This is a genomic window from Streptomyces sp. CC228A, from assembly GCF_021390935.1.
Lineage (GTDB): Bacteria > Actinomycetota > Actinomycetes > Streptomycetales > Streptomycetaceae > Streptomyces.
Window position 1 is genome coordinate 256876 of record NZ_JAJPUI010000007.1, and the last position, 14084, is coordinate 270959.

Consider the following 14084-nt stretch of genomic DNA (forward strand, 5'->3'; position numbering starts at 1 on the left):
ATCAGTGCTGGTGGCCGTGGTCGTCGTGGTCGACCTTGACGGCCGAGGGCGGCGGGGCCTCCTCGCCGAGCGAGGTACGGGCCTCCGCGAGCATGTCCCCGGCCTTCAGCCGCGCTTCCTCGGTGGCCTCCGACAGCCACCGGCCCGCCACGATGCCTCCTGCCAGCCCGCCCACCAGCGCCTTGCGCGCGGCCGGCTTCGCAGCAGGCAGTTTCTGCACGATCAGTGCGCCCACGACGCCGGAGACGGCGTAGTGGGCCAGCTTGCCGGCGGTGGCACCGGCGACGGCGAGGGGATGCATGGACGCCTCCTTCCGTGCGCACCACCTGGGTGCGACGGGCCTCTCTTCCAGTGTGGCCCCCGGGGCGCGCGCGGTCGAGCCGGCCTTCACACGCGGGTTGCGGACGGATGTTCCACGGGAGGCACGGTCCGGGCGTGTGCGGTGCGCCGGGAGCCGAGCAGTCGGCAGCCGAGGTAGATGAGGAACGAAAGGGTGGTCACGTACGGGCTGATGGGGATGCTGCTGCCCAGGGCGAGCAGGATGCCGCCCTGCATGGCGGCGAGCGCGAAAGCGGCGCTCAAGAAGGGCAGCAGCACCGGAGAGGAGGTGACCCGGGCCGCGGCGGCCGCCGGGGTGACGAGCAGGGCCAGCACCAGCAGCGCTCCGACGATCTGGACGCACAGGGCGACTGCGAGACCGAGGGTCAGCATGAATCCCAGGGACAGGGCCCGGACGGGGATGCCCCGGGCTTCGGCCACGTCAGGATCGGCGCTGGCGAAGGTCAGGGGTCGCCACAGCACGGCGAGGGCGGCGAGGACGACGGCGGACGTGCCCACCAGCCAGGCTGTCTGCGGGGTGTCGACGGCGATGATCTGCCCGGTGAGAAGGCCGAACTTGTTGGCGGCCCGGCCTTGGTAGAGCGCGAGGAACAGCACGCCGAGCCCCAACCCGAACGGCATGATGATTCCGATCACCGAGTTGCGGTCGCGGGCGCGGACCCCGAGCAGTCCGATCGCGGCGGCCGCCATCAGCGAGCCGACGATCGACCCGGCGACGACGTTGAACCCGGCCAGGAGGGCGCCCGCCGCACCCGCGAAGGACAGCTCGCTGATGCCGTGCACCGCGAACGGCAGGTCCCGCATGATCACGAAGACCCCCACGAAGCCTCCGACGATGCCGAGCAGGGCCCCGGCCAGCAGCGTGTGGGGGACGAGTGCCAGCAGCTCGCCGTAGTCAGCGAAGTTGAAGATCCGCTGCCAGGTGCCCAGGTCCTCGGCGCCGAGGACGGTCGGCGCGCTCATGACGGTCCGGTCCCGTCGGATCGGGCGGCCTGGTGGTGGGCGGGGGCCGCGTCGGGCGCCCCGACGACCACGATGCGGCCTCGCACCTGCATGACGTCCACCTGGGTGCCGTACAGCCGCGACAGGACGGCCGAGGTCATCACCTCCTCCGGCGGGCCGATCCGGAAGCCTCCCCCGGCGAGGTAGAGCACCCGGTCGGCAGGCCCGAGGACCGGGTTGATCTCGTGGGTCACGAACACCACGGCGGTGCCGGAGTCCCGGCGCCGCCCGTCCACGAGCCCGGTGACCGTGCGCTGGTGCTGGAGGTCCAGGGACAGCAGCGGTTCGTCGCACAGCAGGATCTCCGGGTCCGTGGCCAGTGCCTGCGCGATCCGCACCCGCTGCTGCTCGCCACCCGACAACCGGGCGACGGGGACGTCGGCGTACGGCAGCGCTCCGACGGAGTCCAGCAGTTCGTTCACCCTGCGGCGGGCTGCCTTTCCGGCGAGCGGAAACCCCCAGCGGTGCCCCTCCAGGCCGAGTCGTACGAGATCCCGTGCCCGAAGCAGTGTGTGCGCGGGGAGCGCCTTCTGCTGCGGGATGTAGCCGATCAGGCCGCCGGCCCGGTGTGGCGGACGGCCGAGGACGGCGACCGATCCGGCGGTGAGGGGCAGCCGGCCGAGGAGGACGCGCAGGAGGCTCGTCTTGCCCGACCCGTTCGGGCCGAGCACGGCGAGGAACTCGCCCGGCCGCACGTCGAGATCGAGGCCCCGCCACAGCACGCGGTCGCCGTAGGCGAGCGCTGCCCCGCGCAGGCTCACCGCCGGAGGGCCGCTGCCTTCCCGCTCCGCCACGTCCGTTCGCAGCGGAAGCGGCTGGGGTGCGAGGCGGTCGGCGCGCTGCATCAGCGATCCAGGGCGCGCTCGAGGGCCGTGATGTTGTCCGCCATCCAGCCCAGGTAGTCCTCGCCCTGCGGAAGCGTCTCCGTCACCGGCACCACGGGAACCCCGTTGTCCTCGGCGGCGTCCTTGACCTTCTCCGCCTGGGCCCCGCTGGTCTGCTCGTTGTGCACCAGGACCCGCACGCTTCGGTCGGTGAACAGTGCGAGCGTCTCCTGGAGCGCCCTGGGCGGGACCGCGTCGCCCTCCTCGACGGCCTCGCTGAAGGCGGCAGGCGTCTTGTCGACCAGGCCGCATGCCTCGGTCAGGTAGAGCGGTACGGGTTCGGTGACCGCCACCGGGGTGCCTGCCTGCCGTTCGTCGATGCGGTTCGTCCGCGCTTCGAGGTCGGCCAGTCCTTCCTTGAAGTCCTCGGCGTTCTTCGTGAAGGCGTCGGCGTCGGCGGGCGATGCCTTGCCGAGGGCTTGGGCGATCCGGTCGGCGAGACGGCTCATCGTCGGCAGGTCGTACCAGACGTGTTCGTTGAGCTCCCCGTCTTCGTCGGGTTCCTTGCCGGAGACCTGGACGGCGGAGATCACCTGGGCCGAGGAGTTGTCGGCACTCCGCAGCATCCTGCCGACGAAGTCGTCGTAGCCGCCGCCGTTCTCGACGACGACCGCCGCCCGGGAGAGCTCCAGCTGGGTGCGGGTGCTCGCTTCGTAGGAGTGCGGGTCCTGGGCCGGGTCGCTGATGACCGACACCACGCTCACCCGCTCGCCGCCGATCTGCTCGACGACGTCTCCGTACACGTTCGTGGAGGCGACCACGGGGACCGGGGCGGGGGCCGCGCCCGCGGGCCCGACACCCGTGCACATCAGCGTCAGGGGGGCCGCGAGCAGAAGTACTCCGCGTACACGCATCGGTGCGCCATGCATACGCCCTCCCTGGGGAAGGGAAGTGAAATGGCAATCACATCGATTGTCCACCGGGGCGAGCGGTCCCACCACTGGGCTTCCCGTGGGCCGGTCAGCGTCCGGCGTACGGCAGCAGGGCCGTCCCCAGGGCGTTCCCGACGGGCCGGACGAGTGTCCCGTCGGCATCCGGAGGCGGTCACCCTCTCCGTATCCCTCCAGACCGGCACGACCGGCCCGTACCCGGCGGTCCAGCGTCCGACGGCCGCCGGATCCCCCTCCGCGGCGAGGCGGCGCGGCTCCCCTCGGGGGCGGCGGGCGCTTGAGAGGTCCGACACCCACGCCCGGGAAGCCGCCTCCGCGCAGCGCCGCACGCTCGCCTCCCGGCTCGGGGACGACTACTACGGCGAGCGGCGCTGCGGGGTCGGATCACCGGACGCGGCCCCGGTGTCGAACCCTTCATGGGCGCGCTGGACGGGGCGCTGATCACGGATGTCGAGCTGTCGCTGGGGCCGGCGGTCCGGAGCGGTCGGCCCGGCCCTCCCTTCGGCGCCGCGGAGCAAAATTGAGAATGGCATCCATTTTCATATAGCCTCTTCGTGTCAGATCCGGACCGAGGAGTCTCACGATGGCCGTCCCCAAGCGGAAGATGTCCCGCAGCAACACCCGCCACCGCCGCGCCCAGTGGAAGGCGACCACGCCCCAGCTGGTGCCGGTCACCGTCGACGGGGTCGTGTACCAGGTCCCGCAGCGCTTGGTGAAGGCGTACGAGCGCGGTCTCCTCCAGCCGGAGGGCTGAGCACCCATGACGCTCGCCGACCGGCTGCCCGTGACCGTGCTCTCGGGATTCCTGGGGGCCGGGAAGACCACGCTGCTCAACCATGTGCTCGGCAACCGCGAAGGGCTGCGGGTCGCGGTCATCGTCAACGACATGAGCGAGGTCAACATCGACGCCGCGCTGGTCAGCGGCGGCGAGGCGGCCCTGTCCCGCACCGAGGAGCGCCTGGTCGAGATGACCAACGGGTGCATCTGCTGCACCCTGCGCGACGACCTGCTCGAAGAGGTCGACCGGCTCGCCCGCGAAGGCCGGTTCGACTACCTGCTCATCGAGTCCAGCGGCATCTCCGAGCCCATGCCCGTCGCCGCCACCTTCTCCTTCCCCCGCGACGACGGCGCCACCCTCGGCGACCTCGCCCGTCTGGACACGATGGTGACCGTGGTGGACGCCGCGAACTTCCTGGCCGAGCTCGACGGCGGCGACGAACTCGTCGCGCGGGGCCTGGACCAGTACGAGGACGACGAGCGAACCGTGAGCGACCTCCTCATGGACCAGGTCGAGTTCGCGGACGTCATCGTCCTCAACAAGCTCGACCTGGTCGACCCGGAGGAAGCACGCCGGCTCCGCGCCGCGCTCTCCCGGCTCAACCCGGAGGCGCGGATCATCCCCGCCGTACGCGGCCAGGTCCCCCTCGAACACATCCTGGGCACCGGCCTGTTCGACGTGGAGAAGGCGCAGCGGGCGCCCGGCTGGGTCAAGGAGCTCAACGGCGACCACGTGCCGGAGACCGAGGAGTACGGCATCTCCTCGATCGTGTTCCGCTCCGACCTGCCCTTCCATCCCGGACGGCTGTGGGCCTTCGTCACCGAGGGTCTCGACAGCGGTACGTTCGGGCGCGTTCTGCGGTCGAAGGGGTTCTTCTGGCTCGCCAGCCGGCCCCGGGTGACCGGCCTTTGGTCACAGGCCGGTGGCATCGCGCGCTTCGAACCGTCCGGCGCCCGCGACGGGGGCACCACGCAGGGCCAGGAGCTGGTCTTCATCGGCACCGGTCTGCGTGCCGACGCCCTGCGCGCGGCCCTCGACGCCTGCCTGCTCGCGCCGGGCGAGCCCGTCCCCGTCGACGACGACTTCCCGGCCTGGGAGACGTACGGGATCGAGGACGCCTGCGAGCACGAGCAGGCGGCCTGAGACCCGGCCCCGCACACTCCGGGCCGAACGGTGGTCGCAGCCACGGCACCGTCCGGCCCGGCTTCTTTTTTCGGCAGGCCCTCGGAGGAGGCTGGGCGCCCCCTGACCTCTTCCGTATGGGCCGGGACGGAGGCGAGAGTGACGACGCACGGTCCTTTCCTGGGCGCGGTCCAGGAGACGCTGCTCATTCCGCTCTACGGGCGGGCGGTGGAGCACCGCAAGGAGGACGCCGCGCTGCGCGACGCGCGTGCCGAGGAGATCGTGGCGGCGCTGCCGTACGACTTCGGCCGCTTCGACGGCCTGCCGAGCCTCATGGGCACGGTCCTGCGGACTGTCCTGTTCGACAGCTGGGTCAGGGACTTCCTCACGACCCACCCGTCCGGCACGGTCGTCGAGATCGGCACCGGTCTCAACACGCGCTACGAGCGCGTCGACAACGGCCATGCGCGCTGGTTCGAGCTCGATCTTCCCGATGTGATCGAGGTGCGGCGTTCGTTCTTCACCGACACCCCGCGCCGGACGGTGATCGCCGCGTCCGTGTCCGACAGCGCGTGGACGGAGAGGGTGGCTGCCGACTCCGACGGCCCGTACTTCTTCAGCGCCGAGGCCGTACTGCCCTTCCTGGACGAGGCCGATGTCCGCACCGTCGTCGGCGTGCTGGCCGAGCGCTTCCCCGGATCACGGCTGGCCCTGGACACCGCGGGCCCTGCCATCATCGACGGCCAGGACCGGCATGACGCGCTCAGCAAGGTGGCCGCCCGCATGCGATGGTCCTGCACCGGCCCGGATACCGTCACACGGTGGTGCCCGGGGGCCGAGCTGATCGCCTCCCACACGCTGTCCGCTCTGCCCCCGCGCGTGTACGAGTCCCTTCCCGCCGCCTACCGGCAGATGCTCACCGGCCTCGCCGAGCAGCGCCTGGCCCAGGTGGAGGAGTACCGGCTCAACCTGTTCCGGCTTCCGTAGAAGCCACCCCGGCCGCGAGGGGCCGGCTCCCCATCCGCCTGGCCCCGGCCATGGCGAGTCAGAGCGGTCCGCGGCCGACCGGAGAGACTGCGCCGCCCCGGTCGATCGCGCAGGGACCGGACGCCTCGGTGCAGGCGGCGGCCTCCCCGGCCACGGCGTCGACATTTCCGTGCGGGCACGTCTGCGCGCACCCTTGCCCTTCCTGATATGCCCATGCCAAAGTTGCGCCGCGTCGCCTCGCCACCCGACAGCACGGGGGGCGTGATGACGCGTCCTTCCGGTGACGGCCTGACCAACCGTTGCCCGGAGCCACCCGGCGACCCCGGGAGGCACCTGCAAGACCCGCGATTGCCCGTAACCCGGACAACGAAAGGTCTGGTTATTCAGATGAGTTCCCCCGCGCGACGACTCCGCGCGCTCATTCCCGCCGCCGCTCTCGCCGCAGGACTCCTCGCGGCCACCCCCGCGACCGCGGCGCCCGCCCCCGACGTCCGCCTCGCCCCGGCGGCCACCGCGGTGTCCGACGGCTGGATCGTGGTCCTCAAGGACACGGCGTCCGTGGAAAGCGCCGCACGCGACCTCGCCGCCGCGCACGGCGCAGGCCTCACCCACGTGTACCGCTCCTCGGTCCGCGGCTTCGCGGCGAAGATGACCGCCTCCCAGGCGCACCGCCTCGCCGCCGACCCCCGTGTCGCCTACGTCGAGCAGGACGCCCGGGTCCGCATCAACGCCACCCAGTCGGACGCCACCTGGGGCCTCGACCGCATCGACCAGCGCCAGCTCCCGCTGGACGGCTCCTACACGTACAACACCACCGCCTCCGGCGTCCGCGTCTACGTCATCGACACCGGCGTACGCGTCAGCCACGCGGAGTTCGGCGGCCGCGCCAGCATCGGCACCGACACCGTCGGCGACGGCCAGAACGGCAACGACTGCAACGGCCACGGCACCCACGTCGCCGGAACCACCGCCGGAGCCACCTACGGTGTCGCCAAGGCCGCATCCGTCGTCGGCGTCCGCGTCCTCGACTGCAGCGGCTCCGGCACCTGGTCCGGCGTCATCGCCGGCGTCGACTGGGTCACCGCCAACGCCGTCAAGCCGGCCGTCGCGAACATGAGCCTCGGCGGCGGCGCCAGCGACTCCCTCGACGCCGCCGTCAAGAACTCCATCGCCTCAGGCGTCACCTACGCCGTCGCCGCCGGCAACGGCAACCGGGGCGGCAAGGCCCAGGACGCCTGCAAGTACTCCCCCGCCCGCGTCCCTGAGGCCCTCACCATCGGCGCCACCGACAAGACCGACACCAAGTCCTCCTGGTCCAACTACGGCACGTGCCTGGACCTGTTCGCCCCGGGCGTCGGCATCACCGCCGCCTGGAGCACCGGCGACACCGACACCAACACCATCAGCGGCACCTCCATGGCCACCCCGCACGTCGCCGGCGCCGCCGCGCTCTACCTCGCCGCCAACCCCTCGGCCACCCCGGCCCAGGTCAGCAGCGCCCTCACCACCCACGCCACCAGCGGAGTCGTGAACAGCGCCGGCAGCGGCTCCCCGAACAAGCTCCTGTACTCGCTCTTCTGACAAGCGGACATCCCAGCACGTGCCCCCCGAGCGATCGGGGGGCACGTCTGCGTACCACCCACAGCAGCAGCACGCTCATGCGTCAGGAGAGCCCGCATCCGGTGCGGTGGAGGGTCGTCGGCTTCCGGGGCCGGGGACTGCGGCGCTCACCGCTCGGAGCGCCGGGGCACGCGTGCATCGGACCCTGCCCGGCGCACTGCGACTCGGTCAGCCAGACCCTTGCGGGAGGTGAGCCGGCCCCTCACCCCCCTCGCGGATTCGGGGGGCGCCCCGCCGGCCGGCGTATCGGCGGCGCCGCTCACCGATGGCGCGGTGATCGCCGGCGGTGACACAGGACTCGGCCGTGCCGGGGCAGGAACGCCACTCGCCGACCCCCGACCGTTCCCAGCATCAGGGCGTCGGAAGGCCGACCGTAAGGCGTCTCGATCCGGACCTCTTCCGCGTCGTCCAGCAGCCCGTAGAAGCCGCTGCCTCCGATCACGCCGATGCCGGCCGCCGGGGTGTGTTGCCGCTGACGGTCATGTCCGCGTTTCCTCTTCCCGTCTGGTGCGTCGGTGCAGCTGTATGTCGTCCAGCGCCGGGACGGTCGGGTGTCCGGGCACCTCCCGACCGCGCGGGTCCCCGGGGCGCCGTACGGCCACGGCCCTCCACCCCGCGGCGGTGGCCGCGTCCAGCTCCTCTCCCACGTCGCTGAAGAAGACCGTCTCGTGCGCGGGAACGCCGAGGGCACGTGTGATGGCCCGGTAGGACTCCGGCTCCCTTTTGCCGCCCGCGCCGGCCAGGTCGAAGTAGCCGTCCAGGAGCCCGCTGAGGTCGCCGTGGCCGCTGTGCGCGAACCAGTCGCGCTGAGCCGTCACCGACCCGGAGGAGTAGACGTACCGCTCGATCCCCGCCTGCCGCCACCGGGCCAGGGCCCCGGGCACGTCGTCGTAGACGTGGCCGGTCAGCGTGGAGCCGGCGTAGCCCTCGGCCCACACGAGCCCCTGGATCCGCTTCAGCGGCGGCACCTTGACGTCCTGGTCGGACCAGGCGGTCAGCGCCGCGACGGCGCCCTCCTCGTCGAGGCGGGGATCACCGGCGCAGGTCCGTATCTCCTCCATCAGCTCCGTCCACGGAGCCTCGCCCCGGTGGGCCGCGAGCCAGTCGGTGAAGCGCTCCCGGGCATACGGGAAGAGCACGTCGCGCACGTGGGAGGCGGAGCCCGTGGTGCCCTCGATGTCGAGGACCACCGCCCTTACCGACGACAGGATCACGTCGCCCCCTCCGGCGCCAGGAGAGCGTCGAGGCGGGGGAATCGCCGGGCGATGGGGTCGCCGGTGAAGTCGCCCACCCAGCCGTCCTCCTTCTCGAAGAAGCGGATGGCGACGAACTCCGGACGCGGGCCCATGTCGAACCAGTGGCGGGTGCCCGCCGGCACGGAGAGCAGGTCGCCCGCCTCGCACACCACCGCGTGGACCCGGCCGTCGAGGTGGAGGGAGAAGCAACCCGTGCCGTGGGCGAAGAAGCGCACCTCGTCCTCGGCGTGCCGGTGCTCTTCCAGGAAGGTGGAGCGCGCCTTGGCCGCTCCTTCCTCCCATTCCGGGCTCGCCTGCGGGTGAAGCCGGGCGACGTCCACCAGGTGCAGCCCTTGCCGCGCGCACAGGTCGTCGATCTCGGCGCGGTAGAGGGACAGCACGTCCTCCGTTGTGGTGTCCGGGGTGATGGTGCCGCGCAGCGGCCAGCGGCCGAACGCCACCGAGCAGGCCCGAAGGGCCTCTGCGATACGGTCGTGGTCCCGGGTGCGCAGCAGCACTCTCCCGGGGTCGTCCTCCGCCATGACCTGAAGCAGGGTCATGAGTTCAGCCTTTCGTTCTCTGCGGGCAGCGCGGGTCCGGCCATGAGCAGCAGCCGGCAGATCGATTCCAGGCACTCCAGCCGGTTACGGGCCTGGGCAAGGTCACGTCCCCACGTGGTGATGCCGTGGTCGGTGATCAGAAGGGCGGGAGGCGCCTGCGGTGTGGCGGCCAGATGGCCGGCCACGTCCGCCGCTATCCGCGGGACGTCGGGCCAGTTGGGGAAGACGGGCACGTCGGTCCGTGTCGGGTCGGCCAGCCCCAGGCCCTTGAGCAGCTCGAACCGTTCGATGCGCAGGGAGGTCAGGTGCGTCCGGTGGCCGGCGCGGCACGCGACGGCCGTGGCGTAAGGGGAGTGGACGTGGATGACCGCATCCGCGTCCGTGGTCCGGTAGATCGCGGAGTGGATCGTCGTCTCGGCCGACGCCCGCAGCGGCCCCGGGGCCGCCTCCTCTCCCGTGTCCGCCCGCACGACGACCATGTCCTGTGCGGTCATGCCTCCCTTGTCCCGGCCGCCGGCGGTGATCAGGGCCGCCCCGCCCGGCAGGCGGACCGAGACGTTGCCCGCGGTGCCCGGCATCCAGCCGCGCTCGTACAGGGCTCGGGAGAACGCCGCGATCTCACTTCCGGCGCGTTCCCGTGCGACGCCGTCGACGGCCGTAGGCGTCATGCCGGCACCTCGCGCCGGTCACTCGTGCCGGGGGAACCCTGGGGCCGGAACACCCGGGCCTCGGAGACGATCGCGGTGACCAGGTCGGCCGGGGTGACATCGAAGGCGGGGTTGAACACGGCGGCACCAGCCGGCGCGGCCTCGACTCCAGCAAATCCCGTCACTTCACCCGGGTCGCGCTCCTCCACCACGATCCCCGAGCCGTCGGCCAGTTCACGGTCCCAGGAGGACTCCGGAGCGACGACCACGAAGGGGATGCCGTGCCGCGCGGCGGCGACCGCGAGACCATACGTACCGATCTTGTTCGCCACGTCCCCGTTCTCGGCAATGCGGTCGGCCCCCACCAGCACGCAGTCCACCATCCCCCGGGCCATGGCAGCGGCGGCGGCGGAATCCACGCACAGCCGGTACGGCACCCCCGCCTCACCCAGCTCCCACGCGGTGAGCCGAGCCCCCTGGAGCAGCGGCCGCGTCTCGTCCACGAGCACCTCGGCCACCCGGCCGCGCTCGTGCAGCTCGATGACCGCTCCGAGTGCGGTGCCGACGGCTGCGGTTGCCAAGCGGCCGGTGTTGCAGTGGGTGAGAATGCGGACCGGCCGGTCCGCGACCAACGACTGCACCAGGTCGGCAGCCCGTACGACGGCGGTCCGGTTGGTTGCGGCGTCCTCCTCCACCATGGTCAGGGCCTCGGCGAGAACGGCCTGGGGTCCGTCGGCGAGCCGCCCCACGGCCCGGCGGACGGCCCAGGCCAGGTTGACGGCCGTGGGCCGGGCTGCGGACAGCCGCGCGGCATCGGCCTTCACGGACGCCTCATCGGTCCTGCCGTCCGCCGTGTGCCGATGGGCGGAGAGCGCCACGCCCAGGGCGCCGGCCAGACCGATGGCAGGCGCTCCGCGGACGGCCAGGGACGTGATGGCGTCGACCAGTTGGTCCACCGTCTCGATGCGCAGGACGCGGTGCTCATGGGGCAGTGCCCGCTGATCCACCGCGAGGATGCGTCCCTCGTCCCAGACGAGCGACAGACCCGGTCGTGGGGATGTCGCCGTCTCGCTGTTCCTCCTCATATGCCTGCCACCGCCCGCAGGGCGTCGACGCGGTCGGTGCGCTCCCAGGTGAAGTCGGGCAGCTCGCGGCCGAAGTGGCCGTAGGCCGCGGTCTGGGCGTAGATAGGGCGCAGCAGGTCGAGGTCGCGGATGATCGCGGCCGGGCGCAGGTCGAAGACCTGGGAGATGGCCTGCTCGATCTTCTCGGCCTCGATCTTGGCCGTGCCGAAGGTCTCGACGAAGAGGCCGACGGGCTCGGCCTTGCCGATGGCGTAGGCGACCTGGACCTCGCAGCGGGAGGCGAGGCCGGCGGCGACGACGTTCTTGGCGACCCAGCGCATGGCGTAGGCGGCGGAGCGGTCGACCTTGGACGGGTCCTTGCCGGAGAAGGCGCCGCCGCCGTGGCGGGACATGCCGCCGTACGTGTCGATGATGATCTTGCGGCCGGTGAGGCCGGCGTCGCCCATCGGACCGCCGATCTCGAAGCGCCCGGTCGGGTTGACCAGCAGGCGGTAGCCCTCGGTGTCGAGCTTGATGCCGTCGTCCAGGAGCTGCTTGAGGACGTGCTCGACGACGAACTCGCGGATGTCGGGCGCGAGCAGCGAGTCGAGGTCGATGTCCGAGGCGTGCTGCGAGGACACCACGACCGTGTCGAGGCGCACCGCCTTGTCGCCGTCGTACTCGATGGTGACCTGCGTCTTGCCGTCCGGGCGCAGGTAGGGGATCGTGCCGTTCTTGCGGACCTCGGTCAGCCGCTTCGACAGGCGGTGCGCGACGTGGATCGGCAGCGGCATCAGCTCCGGCGTCTCGTCCGACGCGTAGCCGAACATCAGGCCCTGGTCGCCCGCGCCCTGCCGGTCCAGCTCGTCCTCGTCGCCCTCGACCCGGTTCTCGTACGCGGTGTCCACGCCCTGCGCGATGTCCGGGGACTGCGAGCCGATCGAGACGGACACACCGCAGGACGCGCCGTCGAAGCCCTTCTTCGAGGAGTCGTAACCGATCTCCAGGATCTTCTCGCGCACCAGCGTGGGGATGTCGGCCCACGCCTTGGTGGTGACCTCGCCGGCCACATGCACCAGGCCGGTGGTGATCAGCGTCTCCACGGCGACACGGGAGGTCGGGTCCTCCCGGAGCAGCGCGTCGAGGATCGTGTCGCTGATCTGGTCAGCGATCTTGTCGGGGTGACCTTCGGTCACGGACTCCGAGGTGAACAGACGACGGGACATGGATCTCCTGTAGGTCAACCGAACTGCGGTACCGGCCCCGCGGGCCGGCCGGCGGTCGTCAAGGGGCGGGCGCCTCGGGGCCGGCGCGGCAGGGTGACACGAGGGACGGTCCCCGTGCCCACGAGCACGGAAGCATCGATCACGTCGCGGCCCTCGGCGAGCAGACGGTCCGAGAACCGTCGACGGACGCGCGTCGCCGCGGCGGTGGGCAGGCCGTCGAGCAGACCCCCGAACACGACGTCCGCGAGGGGCCGCAAGAGCTCGGGGTCACAGGGCACGACGAGCGGGACGTACTGCACATCGATGAATGACAGCGAGCGAGCGGCGAGCCAGTGCCGCAGCGCTTGCGGAGTACCGAGGGGGCGGAGCGGATCGCCCGGCGGTGGAGCGTCGACGGCACCCGGCCGTTCCGGCGCGAGGGCGGCTTGCGCCACCTCGGTCAGCGGAACGAACGCGTCCCGGGCCCAGGCGGTCACGGTCATCCGCCCGCCGGGCCGTATCAGCCTCAGCAGTCGCTCCGTTGCGGCCGCTGCGTCGGAGACCAAGGGACCGTCGAGCGCGCACACGACGGTGTCGTAGCCACCCCGAGGCGCCGGCCAGTCGAGAACGTCACCGCGCAGGAAGCGCACGTTGGCGAGTCCCAGGAGGGCGGCCTTCGCCCGGCCCCGCTCAAGCAAGGGCTCCGCCATGTCCACCGCGTCGATGACGCCGAGCGGGCCGACCTGCTCCGCGGCGGGGATCGCGAACGCGCCCGTCCCGCACCACGCGTTGAGGACACGCGCACCGGGGCGCAGTCGCGCGGCACTGACGGCAGCCATGCCGATCGGCGACCACAAGGCGCTGAACAGTCGGTCGGGATTCTCCTCGTCTCCTGCCGGTCTGGCGGCCTCGTCGTGCGGTTCCATACGACTCCCGTCCGGGGGTGACAGCGGAATGACAGCGGGAGCGTATATGACAATGATAATCATTACTAGCCTGCGCCCGCACCAAAGGAGCCATGGCACGCGACGGCCAGAGCCTGCGGCTCCTCGACTTCGCACGTCGACCCCGCCCGCCCTGCGGGACCGCGGCGTCCGACACGCCCCGAGAAGCGACCTCATCGACCACCCATGACCCGGGTGCGGCGGCCGCGAGCACATCGGATCGAGCAGCGCCGGACGGTGGATGCGAGCCGACACAGGAGCGCTTGCCCCATGATGGGGCATCAAGTGATGTTGACAATCATTTTCATACTGCTTCATGCTGCTCGGGTCCCGCACCCCCGCTCCGTCCAGCGGTGTGGTGCGGGGGCCACCTCATGTGATCTCCCGGGGAGCAGCATGTCCGTCCTTCGCAGCCGCCGAGCGTCACTCGCCCGCACCGGGGCGGTCGTCGCTCTGCCGCTGCCCGCCTGTAGCGCTGACTCCGGCATCGGAGGCCCGGGCAGAGGCGACCCGGGCAGCAGAGGCTCGGGCAGGGGCGGCCCGGGGGCAGCCCGACGCAATCAGCATCCGGCACTGCCGTCCGACGGCGGCGAGCCGTCCACCATTGGCCCTCTCTCTGATGCCGGGCCGCCAGCCTGGTCCGAAGCAGCGCCCTCCTCGGTCGGTTCAGGCACGGCGAAAGGTTTCTCTTCGCTGGTGTCGCGCACCACGGCGTCGTTCAAGAGCGACGGCCGCTTCGTCCGCCCCGGACGCCACTGACGTACCGGGCGCTCCAGGACGGCGCCTCAACGGCGCCTCAGACGAGCG

Annotated in this window: 15 protein-coding genes and 1 pseudogene; 5 read left to right on the forward strand and 11 right to left on the reverse strand. The window is 71.7% G+C overall.

The features are described 5' to 3' along the window. Position 1: 1 nt before the first annotated feature. The 4 genes from L6E17_RS21065 to L6E17_RS21080 all read right to left on the reverse strand — a co-directional run bounded on the left by L6E17_RS21065 (position 2) and on the right by L6E17_RS21080 (position 3079). Positions 2 to 301: a DUF1490 family protein gene (locus tag L6E17_RS21065; protein ID WP_236242302.1), complete on the reverse strand. Its 300-nt coding sequence runs from the start codon at positions 299 to 301 to the stop codon at positions 2 to 4. 86 nt (positions 302 to 387) lie between these two features. Continuing rightward, entirely contained in the window at positions 388 to 1302 is a 915-nt protein-coding gene (locus L6E17_RS21070) for a metal ABC transporter permease (RefSeq protein ID WP_236242303.1), read from the reverse strand. Next, entirely contained in the window at positions 1299 to 2186 is an 888-nt protein-coding gene (locus L6E17_RS21075; RefSeq protein WP_236242304.1) for a metal ABC transporter ATP-binding protein, read from the reverse strand. The genes L6E17_RS21070 and L6E17_RS21075 overlap by 4 nt, the downstream gene beginning before the upstream one ends. Then, positions 2186 to 3079, reverse strand: coding sequence for a metal ABC transporter solute-binding protein, Zn/Mn family (locus L6E17_RS21080; RefSeq protein WP_374109107.1), 894 nt, complete (start codon positions 3077 to 3079; stop codon positions 2186 to 2188). The genes L6E17_RS21075 and L6E17_RS21080 overlap by 1 nt, the downstream gene beginning before the upstream one ends. 165 nt (positions 3080 to 3244) lie before the next feature. Between L6E17_RS21080 and L6E17_RS21085 the strand changes: the two genes are divergently transcribed. From L6E17_RS21085 to L6E17_RS21105, 5 genes are all read left to right on the forward strand, one after another. Next, entirely contained in the window at positions 3245 to 3556 is a 312-nt protein-coding gene (locus L6E17_RS21085; protein ID WP_236242305.1) for a hypothetical protein, read from the forward strand. Positions 3557 to 3698: 142 nt separating this feature from the next. Then, positions 3699 to 3869 carry a 50S ribosomal protein L32 gene (rpmF, locus tag L6E17_RS21090; protein ID WP_236242306.1) on the forward strand — a complete coding sequence of 57 codons (171 nt, stop codon included), beginning with the start codon at positions 3699 to 3701 and terminating at the stop codon, positions 3867 to 3869. Positions 3870 to 3875: 6 nt separating this feature from the next. Next, positions 3876 to 5036: a GTP-binding protein gene (locus L6E17_RS21095; protein ID WP_236242307.1), complete on the forward strand. Its 1161-nt coding sequence runs from the start codon at positions 3876 to 3878 to the stop codon at positions 5034 to 5036. 138 nt (positions 5037 to 5174) lie between these two features. Beyond that, a complete protein-coding gene (locus tag L6E17_RS21100) occupies positions 5175 to 6002 on the forward strand; it encodes a class I SAM-dependent methyltransferase (protein WP_236242308.1) in 828 nt (275 codons plus the stop codon). 387 nt (positions 6003 to 6389) lie between these two features. Then, on the forward strand, positions 6390 to 7583 hold the full coding sequence (locus L6E17_RS21105) for a S8 family peptidase (RefSeq protein WP_236242309.1): 1194 nt from the start codon (positions 6390 to 6392) through the stop codon (positions 7581 to 7583). A 337-nt stretch (positions 7584 to 7920) separates the two neighbouring features. Here L6E17_RS21105 and L6E17_RS21110 read toward each other — a convergent pair. From L6E17_RS21110 to L6E17_RS21140, 7 genes and pseudogenes are all read right to left on the reverse strand, one after another. Further along, positions 7921 to 8070: pseudogene (locus tag L6E17_RS21110) on the reverse strand (5'-methylthioadenosine phosphorylase); the annotation flags it as partial. A gap of 31 nt (positions 8071 to 8101) precedes the next feature. Beyond that, the gene (mtnC, locus tag L6E17_RS21115) at positions 8102 to 8836 is read right to left on the reverse strand and encodes an acireductone synthase (protein ID WP_236242310.1); all 735 of its coding nucleotides are present in this window, start codon (positions 8834 to 8836) and stop codon (positions 8102 to 8104) included. Beyond that, positions 8833 to 9417 (reverse strand): acireductone dioxygenase, encoded by a 585-nt coding sequence (locus L6E17_RS21120; protein WP_236242311.1) that lies wholly within the window; start codon positions 9415 to 9417, stop codon positions 8833 to 8835. The genes mtnC and L6E17_RS21120 overlap by 4 nt, the downstream gene beginning before the upstream one ends. Continuing rightward, positions 9414 to 10085, reverse strand: coding sequence for a methylthioribulose 1-phosphate dehydratase (mtnB, locus tag L6E17_RS21125; RefSeq protein WP_236242312.1), 672 nt, complete (start codon positions 10083 to 10085; stop codon positions 9414 to 9416). Before mtnB ends, L6E17_RS21120 begins: the two co-directional genes overlap by 4 nt. Next, entirely contained in the window at positions 10082 to 11149 is a 1068-nt protein-coding gene (gene mtnA, locus L6E17_RS21130; protein WP_236242313.1) for an S-methyl-5-thioribose-1-phosphate isomerase, read from the reverse strand. The genes mtnB and mtnA overlap by 4 nt, the downstream gene beginning before the upstream one ends. Further along, a complete protein-coding gene (gene metK / locus L6E17_RS21135) occupies positions 11146 to 12354 on the reverse strand; it encodes a methionine adenosyltransferase (protein ID WP_236242314.1) in 1209 nt (402 codons plus the stop codon). The genes mtnA and metK overlap by 4 nt, the downstream gene beginning before the upstream one ends. A 14-nt stretch (positions 12355 to 12368) precedes the next feature. Next, the gene (locus L6E17_RS21140; protein WP_236242315.1) at positions 12369 to 13172 is read right to left on the reverse strand and encodes a class I SAM-dependent methyltransferase; all 804 of its coding nucleotides are present in this window, start codon (positions 13170 to 13172) and stop codon (positions 12369 to 12371) included. Positions 13173 to 14084 lie beyond the last annotated feature (912 nt).